At 68.5% G+C, this 23,995-nt stretch carries 21 protein-coding genes; 15 read left to right on the forward strand and 6 right to left on the reverse strand.

From position 1 onward, the window contains the following. Positions 1-253: 253 nt before the first annotated feature. Genes ABZ664_RS08370 through ABZ664_RS08385 form a run of 4 tightly spaced genes read left to right on the forward strand, consistent with a single transcriptional unit; the run spans position 254 to position 4,047 of the window. Positions 254-1,378, forward strand: a complete 1,125-nt coding sequence (locus ABZ664_RS08370) for a spermidine/putrescine ABC transporter substrate-binding protein (RefSeq protein ID WP_362504923.1) — start codon at positions 254-256, stop codon at positions 1,376-1,378. After that, positions 1,375-2,256 carry an ABC transporter permease gene (locus tag ABZ664_RS08375; RefSeq protein ID WP_362504926.1) on the forward strand — a complete coding sequence of 294 codons (882 nt, stop codon included), beginning with the start codon at positions 1,375-1,377 and terminating at the stop codon, positions 2,254-2,256. Before ABZ664_RS08370 ends, ABZ664_RS08375 begins: the two co-directional genes overlap by 4 nt. After that, positions 2,249-3,022, forward strand: a complete 774-nt coding sequence (locus ABZ664_RS08380; protein ID WP_362504929.1) for an ABC transporter permease — start codon at positions 2,249-2,251, stop codon at positions 3,020-3,022. Before ABZ664_RS08375 ends, ABZ664_RS08380 begins: the two co-directional genes overlap by 8 nt. Then, entirely contained in the window at positions 3,022-4,047 is a 1,026-nt protein-coding gene (locus tag ABZ664_RS08385) for an ABC transporter ATP-binding protein (protein ID WP_362504932.1), read from the forward strand. Before ABZ664_RS08380 ends, ABZ664_RS08385 begins: the two co-directional genes overlap by 1 nt. On the opposite strand, the gene ABZ664_RS08390 is transcribed toward ABZ664_RS08385, so the two are convergent. Beyond that, a complete protein-coding gene (locus ABZ664_RS08390; RefSeq protein WP_362504935.1) occupies positions 4,041-4,649 on the reverse strand; it encodes a TetR family transcriptional regulator in 609 nt (202 codons plus the stop codon). The two genes, ABZ664_RS08385 and ABZ664_RS08390, sit on opposite strands and share 7 nt — an antisense overlap. 126 nt (positions 4,650-4,775) lie before the next feature. On the opposite strand from ABZ664_RS08390, the gene ABZ664_RS08395 reads away from it, so the two are divergent. The 6 genes from ABZ664_RS08395 to ABZ664_RS08420 all read left to right on the forward strand — a co-directional run bounded on the left by ABZ664_RS08395 (position 4,776) and on the right by ABZ664_RS08420 (position 12,065). Further along, positions 4,776-6,047, forward strand: a complete 1,272-nt coding sequence (locus tag ABZ664_RS08395) for a glycosyltransferase (RefSeq protein ID WP_362504937.1) — start codon at positions 4,776-4,778, stop codon at positions 6,045-6,047. Between the two features lie 34 nt (positions 6,048-6,081). After that, on the forward strand, positions 6,082-7,488 hold the full coding sequence (locus tag ABZ664_RS08400; protein ID WP_362504939.1) for an aminobutyraldehyde dehydrogenase: 1,407 nt from the start codon (positions 6,082-6,084) through the stop codon (positions 7,486-7,488). A 197-nt stretch (positions 7,489-7,685) separates the two neighbouring features. Next, a complete protein-coding gene (locus ABZ664_RS08405) occupies positions 7,686-10,688 on the forward strand; it encodes a nitrate- and nitrite sensing domain-containing protein (RefSeq protein WP_362504942.1) in 3,003 nt (1,000 codons plus the stop codon). Then, positions 10,685-11,107, forward strand: coding sequence for a roadblock/LC7 domain-containing protein (locus tag ABZ664_RS08410; protein ID WP_350948708.1), 423 nt, complete (start codon positions 10,685-10,687; stop codon positions 11,105-11,107). The genes ABZ664_RS08405 and ABZ664_RS08410 overlap by 4 nt, the downstream gene beginning before the upstream one ends. A gap of 9 nt (positions 11,108-11,116) precedes the next feature. After that, positions 11,117-11,518, forward strand: coding sequence for a DUF742 domain-containing protein (locus tag ABZ664_RS08415; protein WP_350948707.1), 402 nt, complete (start codon positions 11,117-11,119; stop codon positions 11,516-11,518). A 7-nt stretch (positions 11,519-11,525) separates the two neighbouring features. Then, entirely contained in the window at positions 11,526-12,065 is a 540-nt protein-coding gene (locus ABZ664_RS08420; protein WP_350948706.1) for an ATP/GTP-binding protein, read from the forward strand. Between the two features lie 338 nt (positions 12,066-12,403). Here ABZ664_RS08420 and ABZ664_RS08425 read toward each other — a convergent pair whose 3' ends face one another. From ABZ664_RS08425 to ABZ664_RS08445, 5 genes are all read right to left on the reverse strand, one after another. After that, positions 12,404-13,408 carry a methyltransferase gene (locus tag ABZ664_RS08425; RefSeq protein ID WP_362504946.1) on the reverse strand — a complete coding sequence of 335 codons (1,005 nt, stop codon included), beginning with the start codon at positions 13,406-13,408 and terminating at the stop codon, positions 12,404-12,406. Between the two features lie 66 nt (positions 13,409-13,474). Continuing rightward, positions 13,475-14,257 carry an ABC transporter ATP-binding protein gene (locus ABZ664_RS08430; protein ID WP_362504949.1) on the reverse strand — a complete coding sequence of 261 codons (783 nt, stop codon included), beginning with the start codon at positions 14,255-14,257 and terminating at the stop codon, positions 13,475-13,477. A gap of 9 nt (positions 14,258-14,266) precedes the next feature. After that, on the reverse strand, positions 14,267-15,058 hold the full coding sequence (locus tag ABZ664_RS08435) for an ABC transporter permease (RefSeq protein ID WP_362504952.1): 792 nt from the start codon (positions 15,056-15,058) through the stop codon (positions 14,267-14,269). Continuing rightward, positions 15,058-15,846 (reverse strand): ABC transporter permease, encoded by a 789-nt coding sequence (locus ABZ664_RS08440; RefSeq protein WP_362504955.1) that lies wholly within the window; start codon positions 15,844-15,846, stop codon positions 15,058-15,060. The genes ABZ664_RS08435 and ABZ664_RS08440 overlap by 1 nt, the downstream gene beginning before the upstream one ends. Beyond that, positions 15,843-16,829, reverse strand: coding sequence for an ABC transporter substrate-binding protein (locus ABZ664_RS08445; protein WP_362504958.1), 987 nt, complete (start codon positions 16,827-16,829; stop codon positions 15,843-15,845). Before ABZ664_RS08445 ends, ABZ664_RS08440 begins: the two co-directional genes overlap by 4 nt. Positions 16,830-17,497: 668 nt before the next feature. On the opposite strand from ABZ664_RS08445, the gene ABZ664_RS08450 reads away from it, so the two are divergent. From ABZ664_RS08450 to ffh, 5 genes are all read left to right on the forward strand, one after another. Continuing rightward, a complete protein-coding gene (locus tag ABZ664_RS08450) occupies positions 17,498-20,491 on the forward strand; it encodes a nitrate- and nitrite sensing domain-containing protein (RefSeq protein ID WP_362504961.1) in 2,994 nt (997 codons plus the stop codon). Between the two features lie 43 nt (positions 20,492-20,534). After that, entirely contained in the window at positions 20,535-20,948 is a 414-nt protein-coding gene (locus tag ABZ664_RS08455) for a roadblock/LC7 domain-containing protein (RefSeq protein WP_326646986.1), read from the forward strand. Between the two features lie 126 nt (positions 20,949-21,074). Beyond that, entirely contained in the window at positions 21,075-21,473 is a 399-nt protein-coding gene (locus ABZ664_RS08460) for a DUF742 domain-containing protein (protein WP_362504964.1), read from the forward strand. Between the two features lie 13 nt (positions 21,474-21,486). Further along, entirely contained in the window at positions 21,487-22,047 is a 561-nt protein-coding gene (locus tag ABZ664_RS08465) for an ATP/GTP-binding protein (RefSeq protein ID WP_031158879.1), read from the forward strand. 85 nt (positions 22,048-22,132) lie between these two features. Further along, on the forward strand, positions 22,133-23,692 hold the full coding sequence (ffh, locus tag ABZ664_RS08470; protein ID WP_362504967.1) for a signal recognition particle protein: 1,560 nt from the start codon (positions 22,133-22,135) through the stop codon (positions 23,690-23,692). Positions 23,693-23,995 lie beyond the last annotated feature (303 nt).

Consider the following 23,995-nt stretch of genomic DNA (forward strand, 5'->3'; position numbering starts at 1 on the left):
GCCGAATTGATCAGGGATATCGCAGGTCAGAGCCTCGACGAGCTCGCTGGTCCGCCCGTCGCCGGCCCGGGGAACCGTGTCGATCCGGCGCCAGATTGAAGCTGGATTTAACAAACGGACCAAACTCTCCAGTGGTGATGTCGGTGGAAGTCTTGCTCAAGTTAATGTTGACTGCAACACTCCTGCTTTGGTCCGCCGTGTCCCTTACGGCCGGTCTACCCCACTTACACTGAATTCTGGAGGAGTAGCGGTCGTGTCCCGCACCCGGTACACCCGTCGTCTTCCGGCCGCCGCCCTGGCCGCCGGTCTCGCACTCGCAGTCTCGGCATGTGGCGGGGAGGCCGCGGACTCCGCCGCGCCCGCCGCCGGTGCCTCGACGGCGCAGCTCAACCCCAACGCGGACCTTTCCAAGCAGAGCATCACCATCTCTGTCTGGACAGGCTATACGCCCGAGGACCTGCCCCAGAGGATCAAGGACAACCTCAAGACGACCCTCAAGGTGACGGAGCACGCCACCAACGAGGATGTCATGGCGAAGCTCACCAGCGGCGCCGACACCGGCATCGACGTGGCCTTCGTCTCCGGCCAGTACGCCCAGGCGCTCAACGAGGCCGGACTGCTCGAGCAGCTCAGCCCCGAGCTGATCCCCAACCTCGCGAACCTCTACCCCGAGGCCAAGGAGCTGTCCTACGACAAGGGCAACGTCTTCTCGGTTCCCTATACCTGGGGCACCACGGGCATCTGCTACCGCACCGACCTGGTGAAGACCGCTCCGACGAGTTGGAACGATATTCTCAACCCGCCGGCGGACGCGGTGAAGAAGGTCACGATGATGACCACCGAGCGCTGGCTCGCCCTTCCCGCCATCAAGGCACTCGGCTACTCGGTCAACACCAGGAGCGACGAGGAGCTCGCCAAGGTCAAGGCGAAGCTTGAGGAGGCCAAGCCGAAGCTGCTCAAGTACGAGGACGTCACCTTCGGCGACATGCTCAAGAGCGGCGAGGCCGTGATGGTCGAGGCGTGGGACGGCTGGTGCCCGACCACCGAGAAGAACATCAAGTTCGTGGTGCCGAAGGAGGGCAGCGACCTGTGGGTGGACACCATGGTCGTGCTGAAGTCCTCCAAGAACAAGGAGGCGGGACACGCCTTCATCAACTACATCCTGGACCCGAAGGTCCACGCCTGGGCCGCGGAGAACATCCTCTACAAGGTCCCGAACAAGGCCGCGATGGACGCGCTGGACCCCAAGCTCAAGGCTGACAACGCCCCGCTGCAGATGAGCCCCTCCGACCTGCTCAAGGGCGAGTCGATCATCGACCTGGGCGAGGACTCGGCCAAGTTCACCCAGCTCGCGACCGAGGTCACGGCGAAGCAGTGACACGTTCCGCCGTTTCCGGCGCGTCCGCGAGATCGCGGGCGCGCCGGTCGCGTGCCCTGGGAAGGTTCGTCTTCCTGGGACCCGGCCTGATCTACCTGCTCGTCTTCCTGCTGGTACCGCTCGCCCTGCTCATCAGCTTCACGATCTTCCGCAGGGGCCGGTTCGGCGGGGTGGTCTACGAGGTCACCGGGAAGAACTTCACCCGGCTGCTCGACCCGCTCTATCTGGAGATCGTGCTCGGCTCGCTGAAGCTGGCCACGATCGCGACGCTGATCGCCCTGCTGGTGGGCTATCCGACGGCCTATCTCATCGCCCAGCTCCCGCGGAAGTGGAAGACGATCGCCCTGGTGGCGATCGTGCTGCCGTTCTGGACCAACTTCCTGGTCCGCATCTACGCCTGGATCATCCTGCTGAGCGGTCCGGGCCTGGTCAACAGCACGCTGATGGACCTGGGGCTGATCGACAGCCCGCTGGAACTGCTCTACAACCAGGGCACCATCGTCACCGGCCTGATCTACTCGTACCTGCCGCTGATGGTCCTGCCGCTGTACGCGGCGATCGAGAAGCTCGACCCGCAACTGCGCGAGGCCTCGGCGAACCTCGGCGCCTCACCCGCGCGCACGTTCGTGTCGGTGACGCTGCCGCTCACCCTGCCGGGGGTGCTCACCGGCTGCCTGTTCGTCTTCGTGCCGAGTTTCGGCAACTTCGTCATCCCCGAGCTGCTCGGCGGCGGCCGTTCCATCATGGTCGGCAACCTGATCAGGGACCAGTTCCTCAAGGCACGCGACTGGCCGTTCGGGTCCACCCTCGCGCTGGCGCTGATCGCCGTGCTGATCGTCCTGCTGCTCCTGCAGGCCTGGAGTACCCGACGTGCGTAGATCACGCCTGCTGTACGTCCCCTTCTGGGTGACCTACGTCTTCCTCTACACGCCGATCGTCGTGCTCGTCGTGATGTCGTTCAACGCGGGCGAGTCCCCCTACGTCTACGAGGGCTTCAGCCTGGACTGGTACGGCGTCCTCGCCGGAAACGCCAAGATCCGCGAAGGGCTGGTCAACACCCTCATCGTGGCCACGGGCTCCACCGTGCTCGCCACGGTGCTCGGCACCCTGCTCGCGGTGGGCCTGGCCAGGCACACCAGGTCGCGGACGCTGGACGCGCTCGGCGTGCTGCCCGCGATCCTGCCCGACCTGGTGCTCGCCATCGGGCTGCTGGTGTTCTACGCCACGATCAAGTCGACCCTCGGGCTGCACTCGGTGCTGCTCGCCCACACGGTGTTCGGCATGGCGTTCGTGACCGCCGTGGTCCGCACCCGGCTCACCGGCGCCGACACCTCACTGGAGGAGGCGTCCAGAGACCTGGGGGCGACGCCGTTCACCACGTTCCTGCGGGTGACGCTGCCGCAGCTGGCGCCGGGCATCATGGCGGGCGCGCTGCTGGCGTTCACCCTCTCGATCGACGAGTTCGTCATCGCGTACTTCACGGCGGCGCCCACCACGCCGACCCTGCCCATCGTCATCTACTCAATGGTCCGCTTCGGGGTCACCCCCGAGATCAACGCGCTGGCCACGCTGCTGCTGCTGGTGAGCTTCACCGCGGTCATCGTGACCCAGCGGATGACCCGACTGACGGAGTCGCTGTCCTAATGCTGAAGATCACAGGTGTCAGCCGCCGGTTCGGCGACGTCACGGCGCTGTCGGACGTCTCCCTGGAGATCCGGCAGGGCGAGTTCTTCGCGCTGCTCGGCCCCAGCGGCTGCGGCAAGACGACGCTCCTGCGGATCCTGGCGGGCTTCGAGACACCCGACGAGGGCTCCGTCACGCTCGACGGCGACGACCTGCTCGGCCAGGCGGCCCACCGCCGCCCGGTCAACCTGATGTTCCAGTCGTACGCGCTGTTCCCGCACATGAACGTGGCGAAGAACGTCGCCTACGGCCTGGAGAGGGAGAGGCTGGGCAGGGCGGAGATCCGCCGCAGGGTCGATGAGGTACTGGAGAAGGTCGGGCTGGACGCCATGGCCGGGCGCAGACCGCATCAGCTCTCCGGCGGCCAGCGCCAGCGGGTCGCGCTCGCCCGCGCGATCGTGAAGCGGCCGCGCCTGCTGCTGCTCGACGAGCCGCTGTCCGCGCTGGACAAGAAGGTGCGCGCGGAGATGCAGCTGGAGCTCAAGCGGCTGCAGAACGAGGTCGGCATCACCTTCGTCGTGGTCACCCACGACCAGGAGGAGGCGATGTCCCTGGCCGACAGGATCGCGGTCTTCAACGCCGGCTCGGTCGAGCAGGTGGACGCCCCGGTGGAGCTGTACGAGCGCCCGCGCACCCCGTTCGTCGCCGACTTCGTGGGGGCGAACAACATCTTCCCCGGCAGGGCCTGCTCGGTCGGCCTGGCCGGCGACGGGCTCGGCATACTTCCGGGGGTCTCGAACCTGCCCGACGGCACGCCCGCGCTGCTCGCCGTACGGCCGGAGCGGCTCAGGATCGGGAGCGAGGGGGTGCTGCGCGGCGAGGTCGTGGACGTGAGCTTCTTCGGCGGCGTCTCGCACGTGTCGGTTCAGGTGGGCGGGCGCTCCACGCCCGTCCTGGTGGCCACCCCGGGGGCCACGCAGGTGCGGGCGGGTTCCGTCGTCGCGCTCGGCTGGGCGGACGGGGACGGAGTGCTGATCCCTCAATGAGAAGACTTGAGCGGGTTTTTCGTCGCGGTCCTGGCGTAGGCGAGGATGAGTTCCGCCGCCTCCTGCGGGCCGATAACCGGGTGGCGGGCCGTTATGCGGTAGCCGTACGCGTCTTCGAGCGCGACCAGGTTGCGGGCGATGGGCAGGGAGTCACCCGACAGCCTGAAGGTCTCCAGGGCGGCCCCGGTGTCGAGGATGCTCTGGTAGAGCGAGACCTGGCGGTCGTAGAGGGTGGTCAGCAGGAGGGCGTACATCCTGTTGCGGGCCGCGGCGCCGCCGAGTTCGTTGAGCAGCCGGACGTCCGGATCGTCCGGGCCGTGCGGCAGCCCCGAGCGGATGGTCACGACGAGCTTCTCCGCGGGGTCGCGCATCCCGCTGATCCGCTTGAGTCTCTGCTCGTAGAAGCGTTCCATCCCGGCGTGGTGGGCGTCGACGAGCAGCTCGCTCAGGCGCGGGTAGTGGTAGAGGACCGCTCCGGACGTGAGACCGGCCTCCTCGGCGACGTGGTTGAGATGCACCCCCTCGGTGCCGTGCCGGACGATCGCCCGGTGTGCGGCCGCGATGAGATCCAGGCGCCGGTCCGCCCGTCCCTTGCGCGTCATACTCCCCCGTTCGTTGAAAACCACGCTCTGTGCCGGGGTCCATAGTGGCCCTTTCCCAGCGTTTTTACCAGCCGAGAATTGAATCATTCCTAAAGAGCCGCAACCCCCTAGACGCAAGGAGGCGTGATGTCGCTCACGATCCTGTTCATGCCGGAGAGTGCCTACGGGCCCACGAACAACTGCATCGGCATCGGTGACATTCTTCGTAAGCGCGGTCATCGAGTCGTTTTCGCAGCTGAGGCCTCATGGAAGGGGAAATTGGAGGCCCTCGGATTCGAGGAGGACCTTGTCGATCTCGCGCCGCCCTCCGAAGAGGAGCAGGACGCGGGGCAGTTCTGGAAGGACTTCATCAGGGACACCGCCCCTGAATACAGGAAGTCGACGCTGGAACAGCTGGAGACGGTCACCAAGCCGATCTGGGACGCGCTTATCGACGGCGCCAAGTACTGCGAGCCTCAACTGAAGGCGATTATCGAGCGCGTCCAGCCGGATGTCATCGTCGAGGACAATGTCATCGCCTTCCCCGCGCTGGTGACGGCGGGCAAGCCGTTCGTCCGCATCGTCTCCTGCAACCCGCTGGAGGTGCGCGGCGAGGGCGTCGCTCCGGTCTTCTCCGGGCTTCCCGCCGACGACCGCTCCGAGTGGGACGCCTTCAACGCCGAGTACGACCGCACCCACCGCGAGATCTGGACGGCCTTCAACGAGTGGGTCGTCGAGCAGGGCGCCCCCTCGCTGCCGGACCTGGACTTCATCCACGAGGGCGACCTCAACCTGTACGTCTTCCCGGAGATCGCCGACTACACCGACGCCCGGCCGCTGGGCGACTCCTGGCACCGCCTGGACTCCTCGGTGCGCGAGACGGACGAGAGCTTCGAGCTCCCCGACTCGCTCGCCGGCCAGGAGGGGCCGCTGGTCTACTTCTCGCTCGGCTCGCTCGGTTCGGCGGACGTCGGCCTCATGCAGCGGGTCATCGACGTGCTGGCCACCACCCCGTACCGCTTCATCGTCTCCAAGGGCCCGCTGCACGAGGAGATCAAGCTGGCCGACAACATGTGGGGCGCCGAGTTCGTCCCGCAGACGAAGATCATTCCGCTGGTCGACCTCGTCATCACGCACGGCGGCAACAACACCACCACCGAGGCGCTGCACTTCGGCAAGCCGATGATCCTGCTGCCCCTGTTCTGGGACCAGTACGACAACGCGCAGCGCGTCGACGAGCTCGGCTACGGTGTGCGCCTGTCCACCTACGGCTTCTCCGACGAGGAGCTGACCGGTGCGCTGGAGCGGCTGCTGGGCGACACCGCGCTGCGCGAGCGCCTGGCCGCCGCGGGTGAGGAGATCCGCGGCAGGGACGGCCTGCGCAAGGCGGCCGACCTGATCGAGCGGGCAGGGGCCTGATCGCTTTTCGCATCACCACGACAAGGGAAGTTCCATGGGCAAGTTGATCAATCCGGCGACCGGCGACCTCCTGCGGGAGGTGGCCGAGACCTCGATCGAGGAGGTGGCCGCCGCCGTGCGGCGGGCCCGCGCGGCGTTCGAGGAGTGGAGCACGGCGACCCCGGCTGAACGGTCCAGGGTGTTGCTGCGCTTCGCCGACCTCGTCGAGGCCGACGCGGAGGAGCTCACCCGGCTGGAGGTCATCGAGACCGGCAAGCCCGCGGCGGTCTTCCGCGACGGCGAGCTGCCGTTCGCGGCCGACAACCTCCGCTTCTTCGCCGGTGCGGCCCGCTCCCTGGACGGCACCGGCGCGGGGGTGCTCAGCTCCGGCTACACCTCGGTACTGGTACGCCGCCCGGTCGGGGTCGTCGGATCGATCGCCCCCTGGAACTTCCCCCTGGTCATGGCGGTATGGAAGATCGGCCCCGCTCTGGCGGCGGGGAACGCCGTGATCATCAAGCCCGCCCCGCAGACCCCCGGCACCACGCTCAGGATGGCGCGGCTGTTCGCCCGAGCCGGCGCGCCCGACGGTCTGCTCCAGGTCGTCCTGGGCGACGCGGAGGTTGGCGAGGCCCTCGTCACCGACCCCGGCGTCGACATGGTGAGCGTCACGGGCTCCACCGCGACCGGCCGCGCCGTCATGCGCGGCGCCACCGGCTCTCTGAAGCGGGTCCACCTGGAGCTCGGCGGCAAGGCGCCGGCGCTGGTTTTCGGCGACGCGGACCTGTCCGAAATGGCGAGGGGCGTCGCGATGGGCGCCACCTACAACACCGGCCAGGACTGCACCGCCGCGACCCGGGTCTACATCTCCCGCGACGTGTACGAGGAGTCGGTCGAGGCGCTGCACGCGACGCTGGCCCAGATCACGGTGGGCGACCCCTGGGACCCGGCCACCGACATCGGTCCGCTGATCTCCGCCGCGCACCGCGACCGCGTGCACGGCTTCGTCGAGCGCGCCGTGGCGGCGGGCGCCTCGGTGCTCCACGGCGGTGTCCCGCTCGAAGGGCCCGGTTTCTACTACCCGCCCACACTGATTTCGGGCGCGGCGCAGGACAGTGAGATCGTTCAGGGAGAACTTTTCGGTCCGGTGCTCGTGGCCCTGCCCTTCGACGGTGAGGACGAGGCGGTACGGCTCGCCAACGACACTCCCTACGGCCTGGCCTCCTCGGTCTGGTCCAGGGACGTGGCGAGGGCGCTGCGCGTCTCGCACCGGCTCGACGTGGGCGTGACCTGGGTGAACGACCATCTGCCCATCGCGTCCGAGGCGCCGCACGGCGGTGTCAAGGGAAGTGGCTTCGGTAAGGACATGAGTCAGGAGGCGGTTCAGGAATACTCTGTGACCCGCCATCTGATGATCAAACATCAGGCTCCGGAGGTGAGGGATTCCTTCCGACCAGCCTGACGGCTTTGATGCCGCATGTCCCTTTTGTGGGGATATATCCGCACTTACTCCATTCGAAGTGACATAAAGGATGTGCTCAAATTGCTTCCGCCGCTTCCAAATCCGGCGAGGGGTTACGTAGGCCAGTGATGACACAAGACCGCCGGAGCCACCGCGCGTCAGGGGTGGGCAGTCGACTCCTGCCGGCGAACTGGCGCGTGCGTCCCCGTCTGGTCGCGCTGATCCTGCTCCCGACCGCCGCGGCCGTACTTCTCACCGGCCTCCAGCTCACCACGGCCCTGTCCACGGCCGACGGATACCGCCGGATGAGCCAGGTCGCCGGGCTGGTCGATTCGCTCGGCACCCTCTCCCACGAGATGGCCGAGGAACGCGACCTCACCGCCTGGTACATCGCCGCCACCAACCGCGCCAACCTCAACAAGGTGCGGGAACAGCGCGACGTGGTCGACCGGAGCAGTGGCCAGGTGCTGGCCGCCATGGACGCCCTCGACCCCTCGCAGGCCACCCGCGTCCGTACCGAGGTCGCCCAGATCCGCCGCTGGCTCAACGGGCTCCCCGGCCTGCGCAGGCTGATGACCGAGGGGAGCGTGCTCCCCCGAGCGGCCCTCGGCATGTACACGCGGATGATCACCGACTTCATCACCCTCCACGACGACCTGGGTCGCAGCGGCGGCGACGAGCGCCTCATCGGAGACGCGCTCGCGCTGGGCGCGCTGACCCGGGCCAAGGAGCAGGTCGCCAGGCAGCGGGGAACGCTCCTGATCAGCTTCCTCGACCGCAAGTTCGACTTCGACGACCCCGCCGACCTCCTCGGCGCCTACCGGAGCCAGCAGAGCGAGGAGAACGCCTTCCAGGCCACCGCCTCTGCCGCCGACATCAAGAGCTTCCGCGACTCGGTGAACGGCCCCAAGGTCGACCAGGCCGATGCCACCCGCGCCCTCGTCATGTCCCTCATGCGCGAGAACAAGCCGCTGGAACGGATGACCGGCCGCACCTGGGCCAGGAGCGCGACCGTCTGGTACGACGACGCCACCGCGGCCGTGGAGGGCATGCGGACCGTCGAGCGCCGTCTGGCGTCCGCGGTGGTCTCCCGCAGCCAGGAGATGCAGAGCGCCGAGCAGCGCAGCGCGATGATCTCCGGTGCCGCGATCCTGGTCCTGCTGGTCATGATCCTGCTCATCACCGCCTGGGTGGCCGGCACGCTCGTGCGGCCGCTGCGCAGGCTGCGCAGCGAGGCGCTTGAGGTCGCCGACACCCGGTTGCCCGAGACCGTCCGGGTGCTGCGGGAGTCCGGTGACCACGCCCCGCAGGTCGAGGTGCCCTCCATCGGAGTGGCCTCCCGAGACGAGATCGGGGAAGTGGCGCGGGCCTTCGACGAGGTCCACCGGGAGGCGATCCGGCTCGCCGGTGACGAGGCCCGCCTGCGCAGCAACATCAACGCGATGTTCGTCAACCTCTCCCGCCGTACCCAGTCGCTGGTGGAACGGCAGATCGACCTCATCGACGACCTGGAGCAGGGCGAGCAGGACGAAGGGCGGCTGGGCAGCCTCTTCAAGCTGGACCACCTCGCCACCCGCATGCGCCGCAACTCCGAGAACCTCCTCGTCCTCGCCGGTCAGGAGCAGAGCCGCCGGTGGAGCGAGCCCGTCCCGCTCAGCGACGTCGTCCGCGCCTCGCTGTCGGAGGTCGAGAACTACGAGCGGGTCAACCTCCGGGTCGAGTCGGGCATCTCGATCATCGGCCAGGCCGTCAACGACATCGTCCACCTGGTCGCGGAGCTCGTCGAGAACGCGATCTTCTTCTCGCCGCAGGACACCAAGATCACGGTGTCCAGCAACGGCAACGAGACGGGCGCCGTCATCCTGGCGGTCACCGACTCCGGCATCGGCATGAGCGACGAGGAACTGGCCGAGGCGAACCGCCGCCTGGCCGAGCCTCCCGCGGTCGACCTGTCGGTCTCCCGCCGGATGGGTCTGTTCGTGGTCGGCCGCCTGGCCATGCGCCACGGAATCAGGGTCCAGCTCAGGCGCCCGGACACCGGTGGTCTCAGCGCCGTCGTGCTGCTGCCGGTGCAGGTGGTCGCCCAGTCCCCGTTGATGCCCGAGATGGCCATGTCGGGGCAGGGCATGCAGTCCGGCTCCTTCGACGGCCAGTCGAACTCGTTCGGCTCCATGTCCAACCAGGACCCGTTCGCCTCGGTGAACCCCGACCCGTTCGGGACCGCTCCGAACCCCGACCCGTTCGGGACCGGTGCGGCGCGCGGAGCCCGGCAGCCGACCGGTCTCGGGACGCCGCCCGCCCAGGCGCCTTCCCAACCGCCTCCCCAGGTGCCGATGCCGACGTCCGCGGACATGTGGTCGGGGCCGGTGGTGCCCGCCTCGGCGGTGGAGGATCTGTGGTCGTCCCCGCTCGCGTCGACCGCGCCGCCGTCGTTCCCCTCGGCCTGGCCGGACCCGCCCGCGATCGACCCGTGGACGCCGCGCCGGCTGGAGCCGGTGGAGAACACCCAGGCCCTTCCCGTCGTCGAGGTGCCGCCGACGGAACCGGAGCCCGAGGAGTTCCTGCCGATCTTCGAGGCGGTGGGATCCGACTGGTTCCGCCGCAGCGCGCCCATCGCTCCCGAGCCGGAGTCCGAGCCGGAGTCCGAGCCGGAGCCGGAGCCCGAGGCCAGGCCGCGGCCGATGGAACAGCGGGTGAGGCGGGGTCCGCAGGGTCTGGAGACCCAGAACATCCCGCAGATCACGCATTCCACGCCGCCGCCCTCGCAGCAGGCCCAGCCGCTGCCGCAGCGGACGCCCCAGCAGCAGGCGCAACCACTGCCGCAGCGCACGCCGCAACAGGCGCAACCGCTGCCGCAGCGGACGCCGCAGCAGCAGGGGCAGCCGTCGCGGCCGGCCGAGCCCGCGGCCGAAAGGCAGCCGTGGAGCACCCCTTCCGACCAGGGTTGGGCTGCCGCCGAGGTCGCGAAGAAGCCCGTCGAGGGTGGCGTGACCGGAGCGGGCCTTCCCAAGCGGGTACCCAAGGCGAACCTCGTTCCCGGAGCCGCTTCGGCGGCCCAGGCGGCTCCGGCCCCCCCGATGCCGCCGATATCGGCGGAACGGGTACGCAGCCGTCTGTCCAGTTTCCAGCAAGGCGTACGGCAGGGGCGCGCTGAGATGAGCGAGCGAGCCAACACCGTCGAGGGAGAGAACCAGCAGTGAACAACCAACTCAGCCAGGCCGCTCGCGGCTTCAACTGGCTGATCACCGAGTTCGTGAAGGAGATGCCCGGAGTCGCGCACGCGGTGATCGTCTCCACGGACGGACTCCCGCTGGCCTACTCCCAGGGCTTCCCCAAGGACAGGGCGGACCAGCTCGCCGCCATCACGGCCGGTCTGATCAGCCTCACCCAGGGTGCCTCGCGGGTCTTCGAGGGCGGTCCTGTGGTGCAGACGGTGATCGAGATGCAGCGGGGCCTCCTGCTGACCATGTCGATCAGCGACGGTTCCGCGCTGGCCGTGCTGGCCGCGCCGGATTGCGACATGGGCCTCGTGGCCTACCAGATGACACTGCTCGCAGAGCGTGCCGGCCAGGCGCTTACGCCTGCGCTCCGGGCCGAACTGCAGTCGGTTCAGCGATAGGGGGGTGATATGGACGCACCAGGTTGGCGTGGTCCGGGGGACGACCCCCCGAGCACGCCTCAGGCCAAGAGCGGACGAGATCGTTTGATTCGCCCGTACGCTGTGACCGGGGGCAGGACCGCTCCCCGGATGCAGCTCGCTCTCGAGGCGCTGGTTTCCTCGGCGACGTTCGCGAGCGTGGACCCCACCACGCTCTCCACGGAATATCAGGCGATCATCTCGCTGTCCCGGCAGGTGCGCTCGGTTGCCGAGCTCTCCGCCCTGTTGCGCATGCCTCTCGGCGTGACCCGGGTGTTGATCGCGGACATGGCGGCCGAGGGCCTGGTGCAGATCCACCAGCCGTCGCTGGATGCGGGTAAGCCGGATCTCAATTTGCTTGAAAGGGTGCTCAGTGGGCTTCGCAGGCTCTGACGCCGGAATGACGTCGACGAAGATCGTTGTTGCCGGCGGGTTCGGTGTCGGCAAGACGACCTTCGTCGGTGCGGTCTCCGAGATCATGCCGCTGACCACGGAAGCGGTGATGACGGAGGCGAGTGCGGACGTCGACGACCTCTCGCACATTCCCACGAAGCGGACCACCACGGTCGCGATGGACTTCGGCCGTGTCTCGCTGGACCGTGACCTGATCCTGTACCTGTTCGGTACGCCGGGTCAGCACCGGTTCTGGTTCATGTGGGACGACCTCGTGAAGGGCGCGATCGGTGCGATCGTGCTCGTCGACACCCGGCGGCTCGCCGACAGCTTCCCGGCGATCGACTACTTCGAGGAGGCCGGCCTGCCGTTCGTCGTGGCCCTCAACGGGTTCGGCGGATCGCACGTCCACGGTGAGGAGGAGGTGCGGGAGGCTCTGACGATCTCCCCGCACATTCCCATCGTCCGGACCGACGCCCGGTCCCGCGACGCCGTGAAGTCGACCTTGATCACCTTGGTCGAGCACGTCCTGACGCTCAGGGTCTGACGTCACGGGTGTGGGCCCCGTCCCCTGAAGAGGGCGGGGCCCACACCCGTCTTCGCCCGCGGTCCGACGGCACGCGCTGTCAATCGCTCATGTGGCCACCGATTTCACGGTGGCCATTTCCTTTTTGTGCGGAAAACGGCGCCGAACGAAAGCCGGGCGATGCGAAAGGCGGGTCATATGAGGGCGATCCTGATGGGAACGGCCGCGCGTGAAAACGGCCTGCGAAAGCGATCCCGGGTGAAAGGCGGTCGCGGGTGAAAGAGGTTCCGCCTGAAAGGCGGACGAAACGGCGACGGCCGGTGGCGTGAACCTCACGCCACCGGCCGTCGTTCGCATTCCTACATCGGCAGAGCCTCGATGATGGAGGAACCTGCGGTGAGTTCTATCTGCCGGTTGAGCCGGAAACCCGACTTACCCAAGAGTTCCGCGTACTCGCCGGTGCTGCGCTCCATACCCTCGCCGAAAAGGGCGAGCATCCGCATGTCGACGTCCTTGCTGATGTGCGGTCGGTCGTCGTCCGGGACCACGAACTCCACGATCAGCACCCGGCCCTCGTCGGGGATGACCTCCCTGATGCTGCGCAGGATCCGTACGGAGTCCTCGTCGGACCAGTTGTGGATCACGCTGCTCAGCAGGTAGGCGTCCGCGTCGGCGGGTACGGAGACGAAGAAGTCGCCCTCGACGAAACTGCACCGATCTTCAAGGCCTGCCTCGGCGAAGAACCTGCGAGCCCCGCTGACCACGCGTTCCCGGTCGAACAGCACCCCGCTGAGATCTGAATACTCCTTCAGTACCGCGGCCAGGATGTGCCCCTTGCCGCCGGCCACGTCCACCAGGGTCCGCAGGCCGGAGAAGTCGTAGCGGGAGGCCACCGCGTCCGCGAACGGCTGTGCCCTGGCCACCATGTAGTCGTCGAACAGCGCGCCCGCCTCGGGGTGGGCCCCGAGGTATTCGTAGAGGGGGCCGTGCCGCTCCACGAAGGCCGACTTTCCGGTGCGAACGGTCTGCGGGAGCTTGCCCATGCCGTACCAGAAGCCGTCCTCGGCGATCATCCGTACGGCGGAGCGCAACGAGCCGGGCGTGTCGTCGCGGAGGACGGCACCCGCCTCGGTCAGCTCGTACGTGCCGGGCGTGGTCGTCGCGACCATGCCCATGGAGGCGAGCTGGCGCAGCATCCTGCCCAGAGCGGACGCGTCGGCGCCGCAGCGCAGCGCGAGCTCGTCGATGGTGAGGGCGCCGTCTCGCAGGTGGTCGGCGCAGCCCAGTTCGGCCATCGCGGCCAGGGCGGCGAAACGGGATACACCGCCGATCGCATCCCAGACCGGTGCCTGTGGGTCGCTCATGAGAATCCTCTCTTCTCCGGGGTGCGGGCCGGAGGGGGAGCCGTGTTTGCGAAGGTCGTGTCGTCTTCAGTGGGTCGAGGCCGACGGGCTGCGCATGCCGCGTACCAGACGTCCGACCTCGGCGCGCAGGTGTACGAAGTCGGGGTGCTCGCGGGTGGTGATCTGGTCGCGAGGGCCCGGCAGGTCCACGCGCAGGTCGCCCACGATCCCGGCGGGGGCCTTGGACAGGACCACGACGCGGTCACCGACGTAGACGCTCTCGTCGATGTCGTGGGTGATCAGCACGATCGTCATGTTGTGCAGTCCGCGAACCCGCAGGGTGAGGTCCTCCAGATCCTCGCGGGTCTGGGCGTCGACGGAGCCGAAGGGCTCGTCCATCAGCAGCAGGGCGGGCCGGTAGGCGAGCGCGCGGGCGATGGACACCCGCTGCTGCATGCCGCCGGAGAGCTGCCACGGGTATTTGGCCGCGGCGCCCTGCAGGCCCACCTCCTCCAGCGCCTCCAGCGCCGACTGCCTGCGCCGCTGCTTGTCCAGCCCTTTGCGGCGCAGCGGGAGCGAGACGTTGTCGGCCACCGACATCCAGGGGAACAGGGACCGGCTGTAGTCCTGGAAAACCACGGCCAGATTGTCGGGGGTCCGCTCCACACGGGCGCCGTTGAGCGTGACCTGGCCGCCGCTGGGCCGGAGCAGCCCCGCGATGGAGCGCAGCAGGGTGGACTTGCCGCACCCGGAGGGGCCGACGACGCACACCAGCTCGCCCTGGGCGACCTTCAAATTGATGCCGCCCAGCGCGTTGTGCGCGCCCGGACCGCTGCCGTAGGTATGGGACAGGTTCGTGATTTCGAGCACAACAGGTCCTCAGGTCGTCTGCTTGGCGGATCGGTGCCAGGACAGGGCACGTCGCTCGGCCGCGAGGAACGCCGAGTTGAGCGCGTATCCCAGGACGCCGAGCACCACGATGGTCGCCCACACGCCGGGGAAGTCGTACGATCTCTGGGCGTCCAGGAGCTGGAAGCCGATCCCGTCGACACTGCCGATCAGCTCGGAGAGCACCATGAGGATCAGCGCGAGCGACAGGCTGACCCGGAGACCGGCGAAGATCTTCGGCATCGCCGAGGGCAGGATGATCCGGAACAGTCGCTCGCGGCCCGACAGCCCGAAGACGCTCGCGGTGTCCAGATGCTGACGGTCGACGTGCCTGGCGCCGTCGCAGGCGTTGATCAGGATCGGCCAGACTATGCCGAACGCGATGAAACTGATCTGCATCCGGGGGCCGATGGCGAACAGCGCCAGGAACAGCGCGAGCAGCATGGGAGGAGGGATGGCGCGGGCGAACTGGACGAGCGGATCGACGAGACGGAAGAGCAGCGGGGAGCGGCCCAGGGCGACCCCGAGGCCGATCCCGACGACCCCGGCCAGCACCCATCCGGCCAGCAGGCGGCCGACGCTCGCCGGGAGGTTCTCCAGTGCCGCGTCGGTGAGCCAGAGCTGTTCCGCGGGCCCGGTCAGCCACATCGTGTACCCGCTGGCGGCGATCTGCGACGGGGGAGGGAAACTCAGCATCTCCAGGTAGCGGGTGACCAGCTCCCACAGCATCACGACGACCGGCACCGGCCACAGCCGGCCGACGGCACGCATCGCGCCGTTCATCACACCACCTCCGTACGGGCGGTGTGCCAGCGGAAGAGCCGCCGCTCCGCGAGCACGAACAGGCCGTTGGTGACCACCCCGATGACACCGGCCCAGATGGCGGCGGCGATGACGTACTCCGTGGTGTCCACGGCGCCCGCGCTCTCCAGGACGTAGCTGCCGATGCCGTCGGAGCCGCCGCCGATCAACTCCGTGCTGATCGCCACGATGAGCGCGATCGCCGACGCCAGCCGGACACCGGTGGCGATGAACGGCGCGGTGCTCGGCAGGGAGACCCGCCACAGCACGGCCGGCTTCCCGAACCCGAAGCTGCGGAGCGTCTCCTTGGCGAGCGGGTCGACGTCCTTGAGGCCGTACATCGTGTTGATCAGGACGGGCCAGGTCGCCGCGTAGACGACCAGGGTGACCTTCATGTCGAACCTGTCGGAGAACACGGCGAGCGCGAGGGGGATCAGCGCGATCGACGGGATCGGGCGCAGGAACTCCACGATCGGCCGCAGCGCGCTCTCCACACGGGGCAGGCTGCCGAGCAGGAACCCGGCGGGCACCGCGATCGCGACCGTGAGCAGCAGCCCGGTCGCCCACGCGCCGAGGGTCGAGGCGACGTCGGAGAGGAACTCCCCGTCCGTCACGAGAGCGGCCGCCCGGCCGAGCACCGTGGAGGCGAGCGGGAACGAGAGCGGGTCGATCAGCCCGGCCCGGCCCGCGGCCTCCATGACGCAGAACAGCCCTGCGACGCCGAGGGCGCCGCAGAGCAGTCTGCTGTCGAGCGGGTTGCGCCGTGTCACCCGAGGTTTCCGGGAAGGATGGACTTGGCCTGGATGGGGCTGGTGAGGTAGCCCTGCTCAAGCATGAGGTCGGCGACCCGCTGCAGGCGGGTCTCGTCGAGGCTGGTGGGGAAGGAGCCGAGCGTGATGACGGCCGCGGTCGCCGCGTCGATCTTGGTGTAGGTCGGCAGGATCTCCTCGACGGCCTTGCGGTCGGTGGCGGCGATCTGCTGGGCCTTGGCGATCGCCCGCTGGAAGGCGGCGACCGTCTTGGGGTTCTCGGTGGCGAACTTCTCGGTGACGGCCACTCCCGCGATGGGGAAGTCGGCGGTGGAGTCGACCATCGTGTCGGCGAGCTTCTGGGCGCCGATGGCCTTCTGCGCCGCGGTGAGGGCCGGCTCCGTCATCCAGGCGGCGTCGACGACCCCGCTGGCCAGCTGGGCCCCCATCTCGGGGAAGGGGAACTCAACGAACTCCACGTCCTTCTCGGTGAGGCCGTGCGTCTTGAGCACCGTGGTCACCGCCAGGGTGCCGATGTTCTGCTTGCTGTTGACCGCGATCTTCTTGCCCTTGAGGTCCGCCGGCGTCTTGATCGTGGAGTCCTTCGGCACCATGAGGTTGAAGGAGTTCGGGGCGGCCTGGTAGAGGTCAGAGATGATCTTCATCTTCTGGCCCTTGGAGACGGCGAGGAAGGTGGAGACGTAGTTCGTCTGCGTGGCGTCCAGGCTGCCGCCGATGAGGCCCTGCTGGGCCTGGGCGCCGCCGGGCACCGGCTCGATCTCGACGGTGAGCCCTTCCTCCTTGAAGTAGCCCTTGTCTCTGGCGATGTAGAGTGCGGCGGAGTCGGGAATCGGCAGCGCCCCCATCTTGAGGCTGGCCTTCTCCAAGCCACCCGCGTTCGCGGCGGTGGTGTCAGTGGGGGTGTCAGATCCTCCGCAGGCGGTGAGCACGAGGGCCGCGGCCACTCCTGCGATGACGGCCCGGCTCGCAAGTTTGAACCTCATGGGTCTCCTTAGCTGCGTTTGACCGCCCTTGCCGGAACTCGCGATAACTCATCGGGCGACATAGAGGGGGTCCCGGGAGGCATGTTGGTCAAGGGGGGTATGCCGACCGCGGATCAGAGTAGCGGAGTAGATCAGTCAAATTACAAATATCACCTCTTTCGCCCCTATCGCCCCGAAGCCACAAAGCGGTCATAGATGCCCCTGCTGTCACATGCGTATCAATCACAGGATGAGCGGATATAGCGGGCGTGGCGAAAGATGTCAATAAATCTGTTTGGCAACTTTGTGGAAGTTTGTGGTTACAGGGCGGAGAGTCATCGCCCGGTTACGGGTGCTGTGTACCCGTTAAGTGAAGAATGCGAGTTATGTGCTGTTGGCCGAACTGATCCGGCTGTGCTCCAATAACCCCTACCCCATGGATGCGTCGGCGTCACTCGCACATCATCTGCGTGACGCGATCCCCTCCAAGCAGACGATCCGAGGAGAGGCAGCGGAGGCCAGTGAGGACAGCGTCAATCCCCAGCGAACGCGGATCCGGGCCGGCACCTGCCCTGGGATTCGACAACCAGGGGGGGCGGCCGCGGAGCGGCCCGGGTCAGGACCTCGACGGTCGCGACTCCGAGGAGTCCGCGAGAAACGGCAGCAAGCTAGCGCTCAGGAACTGGCGGGTGAGGTCGCGGCTCATCGCGCTCATCGTCGTTCCCACGGTGGCCGCGATCGTGCTGGGAGGCCTGCGGGTCACCGGCTCGATCAGCAGCGCCGCCGATTACGAGCGCGTGCGCACCACCGCCGAGCTCACGGCGGGTCTCAGCGACCTGGTCGACGAGCTGCAGCTTGAGCGAGACCTGTCGGCCAGGTTCGTGGCGCAGGGCCGCCCGTCCACCGGCAAGCCGAACCTGCGCAAGCAGTACGAAGAGGTCGACGAGGCCGTCGGGCAGGTGAGCCCCCGCGTCAACGCCGCGATGGCCGACAGCGGTCTGCTGGAGACCCTCGGTACTCGGGGCGAGACCGAGCTCACCCAGATCCGCCGTCGCATCGACGAGATCAAGAGTGTGCGCGAACTGGCCTCGGGGGAGAACACCCAGCTCCCGGCCCAGCCCACGATCGCCATGTACTCCCGCACCATCGCGGACCTGCTCGCCCTGCACGACGAGATCATCCAGGGCGTCTCCGACCAGGAGCTCGCCGGCGGCGCGGTCGCGTTCGCCGCGCTGGCGAGGGCGAAGGAACAGGTGTCCAGGGAGCGGGCGAACCTCGCCGTCGCCCTCGCCGTCAGGGGGTTCAGCGCCGAGGGCCTCAACGCCATGCTGGCCGCCCGCGCGCAGTTCGACGGAGAGCTCGCGACCTTCCGCTCCGAGGCGTCGGTCGAACAGCGCCAGCTCTATGACGACACGGTCAGCGGCCAGAAGAAGGACCGCGCGGCGGCGATGCGCGCCCGCGCCGTTTTCATGGCGCTCAACGGCCAGCCGCTGAGGAACGTCGACGTCTCAAAAAGCGCGCTCACCGATCAGGCGACCTGGCTCGACGCCTCGAACCACGTCATCGAGCGCATGCGCACGGTGGAGGAACAGGTCGCCGGCGCCCTCATCATGCAGAGCGAGGTCCTGCAGGCGTCCGAGCAGCGCGGCGCGTTGATCGCCGCAGGGCTGAGCGGGCTGCTGCTCCTCCTCGTCCTGATCATCACCGCCGTCATGGCGCGCTCGCTGGTCAGGCCGCTGCGCAGGCTCCGCACCGAGGCGCTGTCCATCGCCGGCCAGCGTCTTCCCGAGACCGTCCAGACCATGCGCGAGAGCGGCGAGGTCTCGACCACCGACATCACCCCGATCGGCGTCGCCTCCGACGACGAGATCGGTGAGGTGGCCCGGGCCTTCGACGAGGTCCACCGCGAGGCCGTGCGACTGGCGGGTCAGGAGGCCACGCTGCGGAGCAACGTCAACTCGATGTTCGTCAACCTCTCCCGGCGCAGCCAGACCCTGGTCGAGCGCCAGCTCTCCCTCATCGAGAGCCTGGAGCAGGGCGAGCAGGACGAGGGTCGGCTCGGCAGCCTCTTCCGCCTCGACCACCTCGCCACCCGCATGCGCCGCAACTCCGAGAACCTCCTCGTCCTCGCGGGCCAGGAGCCCGCCCGCCGGTGGAGCCAGCCGGTCCCGCTCATCGACGTGGTCCGCGCCTCGCTGTCGGAGGTCGAGAACTACGAGCGGGTCGACCTGCAGCTGTCCGCGGGAGTGTCCGTGGCGGGCACCTCCGTCAACGACGTCGTCCACCTGATCGCGGAGCTCGTGGAGAACGCGATCTCCTTCTCCCCGCGTGAGACCAAGGTCATCGTCTCCAGCAACCGCATCGACGGCGGCGGGGTGATGGTCTCGGTGACCGACATCGGCATCGGCATGACCGCCGAGGAGCTCTCCCAGGCCAACTGGCGACTGGCCAACCCGCCGGTGGTGGACGTCTCCGTCTCCCGCAGGATGGGCCTGTTCGTGGTCGGCCGCCTCGCCCTGAGGCACGGCATCCGCGTCCAGCTCAGGCAGCAGGACAGCGGCGGTCTGACCGCGATGGTCCTGCTCCCGGAGAACCTGCTCGCCGTCGCCAACCGTCCGGGCGGGCCTCCCGGTGGCATGCAGAGCGGCGACTGGGCCGGGTCGATGGCCTCCATGGACCGCCCGCCCGTGCTGGCCAGCCCCGCGGCCCCCCCGATACCGTCCTTCGCCTCTTTCGAGGCGGCTCACCAGAACTCGTTCGCCTCCTTCGACCTGGGGCAGCAGTTCAACTCCTTCGATGCCTCGCAGCCCCCCCTCGGAGGCGGCCAGTTCGGGCAGGCGCCCGTCGACACCCCCTGGCCGGGACAGGTACCGCCGCCCGGCGCGGATCCCAACGGCTGGCCGAACGTCTCCCAGCCCGACCCCTCGGGGTGGCAGGGACGGGGCGGACCCCGTGGCGAGGTGGGGACGTGGTCGGCGGGCCAGGGCGCGCCCGCGCGTGGCGACGCCCCCGTCTGGCCCGGCGGGCAGCAGAGCAGGGACAGCGGCTCCGACGTCTGGTCGGCCGCCTCACGCGGCGACTCCGGGGGATGGCCGTCCACCGGCGACTCCGGGCCGTTCGGGCGGCGCGTCTTCGATCCGGCGGACAACACCGGCCCGCTGCCGGTGATCCCCGACTCCTCGCCCATGGAAGAGGCGAAGGAGGAGTTCCTGCCGATCTTCGCGGCCGTCGAGTCCGACTGGTTCAGGAAGGTCGAGCCGGCCCCGGCCGTCCAGGAACGGACCGAGGCGGTCCCCGAGACCCAGGTCGCCCACGAGACCGTCCAGCTCTCGCAGCCGGCCGCCCCCGCCCAGGGGAACGGCTGGTCGTCGCCCGCCGACGTGGGCTGGCAGGCGGCCAAGGCCGCCAGCGAACCCTCACTCGGAGGGATCACCGGTTCCGGGCTGCCCAAGCGGGTGCCCAAGGCGAACCTGGTACCCGGTACGGCCGCGCCCGACCTGAGCGCGGCACCCCAAGCTCCCGTGCACCGGCCGACGATCTCCCCGGAGGCGGTGCGCAACAGGCTGGCTAGCTTCCAGCAGGGAGTACGGCAGGGGCGCGCGGCCGCCAGGGGCGGAGCCGGAGACGGGCGGCCGTATCCCGACTTCGGCCGGGACGTTGAAGGAAACAAGGAGGACCGGTGAGCGAGCTCATCATGGTCGCCAAGGAGGATGACACGTGCGCGAAATGAGCCAGGCCGCCCGGGGGGTCAATTGGCTGATCACCGACTTTGTGAACAACGTCCCGGGTGTGGCGCACACGGTCGTCGTGTCAGCAGACGGTCTGCCGTTGGCGTATTCGGACGGATTTCCCAGGGACAGAGCCGACCAGTTGGCCGCGGTCGCGGCGGGTTTGATCAGCCTGACCCAGGGGGCATCCCGGGTTTTCGAGGGCGGAGCGGTCACCCAGACCGTGGTGGAGATGCAGCGAGGGCTGCTCCTCATCATGTCGATCAGTGACGGTTCTTGTCTGGCGGTGCTGGCCGCCGCTGACTGTGACATGGGACTGGTGGCCTACCAGATGACGATGCTCGTCGAGCGGGCGGGCCAGGTGCTGACTCCTGCCGTTCGCGCTGAGCTGCAGTCTTCCCATTCACGGTAACGGCGATGACGCGAGGAGGCTGCCGTGGCAGGCCGTGGCTGGATCGGTGAGGGGGACCCGCACGGCGGGTATCCCTATCAATCAATGGACGACCCCCATCGGCAACAGGGCGGTCCCTATCAATCGATGGACGACCCCTACCGGAATCAGGGCGCTCCTTCGCATCTCATGCACCCGGCGCCGTCGGAGCAGAGCTCCCTCGTCCGTCCGTATGCCGTGACCGGGGGGCGCACAGCCCCCCGGACCCAACTCGCCCTGGAGGCCCTGGTCTCCTCGGCGACCTCCATACATCATGATTTATCCACCCGCACCCCGGAGTATCAGGCGATCAGCGGCCTGTGTCGGCAAGTGCGTTCGGTCGCTGAGATCTCCGCGATGCTCCGCATCCCGCTCGGCGTGACCCGGATCCTGGTGGCCGACATGGCCGCCGAGGGCCTGGTGCAGATCCACCAGCCGCAGCTGGACGCGGGTAAGCCGGATCTCAACCTGCTGGAAAGGGTGCTCAGTGGACTTCGCAGGCTCTAGCCGCGGCGGCGGCCTGACATCGACGAAAATCGTCGTCGCCGGGGGATTCGGTGTCGGCAAGACCACCTTCGTGGGGGCGGTGTCGGAGATTCTGCCGCTGACCACGGAGGCGGTGATGACCGACGCCAGCGCCGGGATCGACGACCTCGGCCTCACACCGAACAAGACGACCACCACGGTCGCGATGGACTTCGGTCGTGTCTCGCTGGACCGTGACCTGATCCTGTACCTGTTCGGTACGCCGGGTCAGCACCGGTTCTGGTTCATGTGGGACGACCTGGTGCGCGGCGCGATCGGTGCGATCGTGCTCGTCGACACCCGGCGGCTCGCCGACAGCTTCCCGGCGATCGACTACTTCGAGGAGGCCAAACTCCCCTTCGTCGTCGCGGTCAACGGCTGGGACGGCACCTACCTCCACGGTGAGGAGGAGGTACGCGAGGCTCTGACACTCGCGCCTCACATCCCCATCTCCCGGACCGACGCCCGCTCGCGCGACGCGGTGAAGGCCACGCTCATCACGCTTGTCGAGCACGCGCTCACCATGCGGATGGCCGTCCCCGGCTGGGGTCGCTGACCGAGGGAGGGCGTCAGTCGCACCTCCCAGCGGATAGGCTGGGAGGTCGAGTCGCAGACCTGTAGCGCAGAGGCTGGCCAATCACGTGTTCGAGACGCTTTCCGACCGGCTGACATCGGTCTTCTCCTCCCTTCGATCCAAGGGTCGGCTGTCCGATGCCGACATCGACGCGACCTGCCGCGAGATCCGTATCGCGCTGCTCGAGGCCGACGTCGCGCTGCCCGTGGTCAAGGCGTTCGTCGCCCAGGTCAAGGAGCGCGCCCGCGGCGTCGAGGTCTCCCAGGCGCTGAACCCGGCGCAGCAGGTCGTGAAGATCGTCAATGACGAGCTCATCGAGATCCTCGGCGGTGAGACCCGGCGGCTTCGCTACGCGAAGAACCCGCCGACCGTCATCATGCTCGCGGGCCTGCAGGGCGCGGGCAAGACGACCCTGGCGGGCAAGCTCGCCCGCTGGCTGCGGGAACAGAGCCACACGCCGCTACTCGTCGCCGCCGACCTCCAGCGGCCCAACGCCGTCCAGCAGCTCTCGGTCGTGGCCGAGCGCGCGGGCGTCGCGGTCTACGCGCCCGAGCCGGGCAACGGCGTCGGCGACCCGGTCGCGGTGGCCCGTCAGTCGATCGACCACGCCAAGCGGCAGCAGCACGACATCGTCATCATCGACACCGCGGGCCGCCTGGGCATCGACCAGGAGCTGATGAAGCAGGCGGCCGACATCCGCGACGCGGTCTCGCCCGACGAGGTCCTGTTCGTCGTCGACGCCATGATCGGCCAGGACGCCGTCTCCACGGCCCAGGCCTTCATGGAGGGCGTGGGCTTCGACGGCGTCGTGCTGACCAAGCTCGACGGCGACGCCCGCGGCGGCGCCGCCCTGTCGGTCCGCCACATCACCGGCAGGCCGATCATGTTCGCCTCCACCGGTGAGAAGCTCGAGGACTTCGACGCCTTCCACCCCGACCGGATGGCGTCGCGCATCCTCGACATGGGTGACATCCTCACCCTGATCGAGCAGGCCCAGAAGACCTTCGACGAGGCCGAAGCCGCCAAGATGGCGAGCAAGCTCACCTCGGGCGAGAACTTCACCCTGGAAGACTTCCTTGAGCAGATGATGATGGTCCAGAAGATGGGCCCCATCAAGAACCTGCTCGGGATGATGCCCGGTATGGGGCAGATGCGCGATCAGCTCAACCAGGTCGACGACCGCGACCTCGACCGCATCGCCGCCATCATCCGCTCGATGACCCCCGCCGAGCGTCACAACCCGAAGATGATCGACGGCTCTCGCCGAGCCCGCATCGCCAAGGGCTCCGGCGTGACGGTGACCGAGGTGAGCGGCCTGGTCACCCGCTTCTTCGACGCCCAGAAGATGATGAAGCGGATGGCCGGAAGCATGGGCATCCCCGGCATGCCGGGTGGTCGCAAGGGTGGCAAGGCCGCGCAGAAGAAGGCGGCCAAGGGGCGCAGGGTCAGCGGAGACCCGCGCAAGGCCGCGCTTGGCAAGGCCGCCCCCGGCAAAACCGACGAGCCCGCGCCCTCCGCGGGTAACGGACTCCTCGGCAAGCTGGGCTCCCGGCAGCAGCTGCCGCCCGGCATGGAGCTGCCGCCGGGCTTCGACCCCTCGAAGTTCAAGTTTCCCGGCCAGAAATGAGCGATGACGGGTTCCACGCGCGCGCCAGGTGGATCTGGGTGATCATCGTCGGGGGGTTCATCCTCGTCGCCGTGTTCGAACTGCTCGGGGTGCGCCCCAGATAGTGTTCCCACCTCGGCGCCCCGGCCTCCCCCTCGTACAGCGGGAACGGCGGGGGAAGCCGCACGGGCGCCAAGGGCGAGAGCGGGGGGGCCAGGGACGGCGAGGATGGCGGGGGCGCAGCCCGTGCGGGTGCCCCCGGTGGGACCGGGATCCCCCACGGGGGCAGAAGTCCCAGCGGGGCCGAGGCCTCCAACGGGACCG

This window comes from Streptosporangium sp. NPDC006930 (genome assembly GCF_040635605.1).
In the GTDB taxonomy this organism is placed as follows: domain Bacteria; phylum Actinomycetota; class Actinomycetes; order Streptosporangiales; family Streptosporangiaceae; genus Streptosporangium.

Bases quoted from the DNA above. Each gene is read 5' to 3' on its own strand.
- ABZ664_RS08435 (WP_362504952.1), bottom strand. From the start codon at position 15,058: ATGAACGGCGCGATGCGTGCCGTCGGCCGGCTGTGGCCGGTGCCGGTC.
- ABZ664_RS08425 (WP_362504946.1), bottom strand. From the start codon at position 13,408: ATGAGCGACCCACAGGCACCGGTCTGGGATGCGATCGGCGGTGTATCC.
- ABZ664_RS08460 (WP_362504964.1), top strand. From the start codon at position 21,075: ATGGACGACCCCTACCGGAATCAGGGCGCTCCTTCGCATCTCATGCAC.
- ABZ664_RS08415 (WP_350948707.1), top strand. From the start codon at position 11,117: ATGGACGCACCAGGTTGGCGTGGTCCGGGGGACGACCCCCCGAGCACG.
- ABZ664_RS08385 (WP_362504932.1), top strand. From the start codon at position 3,022: ATGCTGAAGATCACAGGTGTCAGCCGCCGGTTCGGCGACGTCACGGCG.
- ABZ664_RS08400 (WP_362504939.1), top strand. From the start codon at position 6,082: ATGGGCAAGTTGATCAATCCGGCGACCGGCGACCTCCTGCGGGAGGTG.
- ABZ664_RS08445 (WP_362504958.1), bottom strand. From the start codon at position 16,829: ATGAGGTTCAAACTTGCGAGCCGGGCCGTCATCGCAGGAGTGGCCGCG.
- ABZ664_RS08455 (WP_326646986.1), top strand. From the start codon at position 20,535: ATGAGCCAGGCCGCCCGGGGGGTCAATTGGCTGATCACCGACTTTGTG.
- ABZ664_RS08420 (WP_350948706.1), top strand. From the start codon at position 11,526: ATGACGTCGACGAAGATCGTTGTTGCCGGCGGGTTCGGTGTCGGCAAG.
- ABZ664_RS08395 (WP_362504937.1), top strand. From the start codon at position 4,776: ATGTCGCTCACGATCCTGTTCATGCCGGAGAGTGCCTACGGGCCCACG.
- ABZ664_RS08390 (WP_362504935.1), bottom strand. From the start codon at position 4,649: ATGACGCGCAAGGGACGGGCGGACCGGCGCCTGGATCTCATCGCGGCC.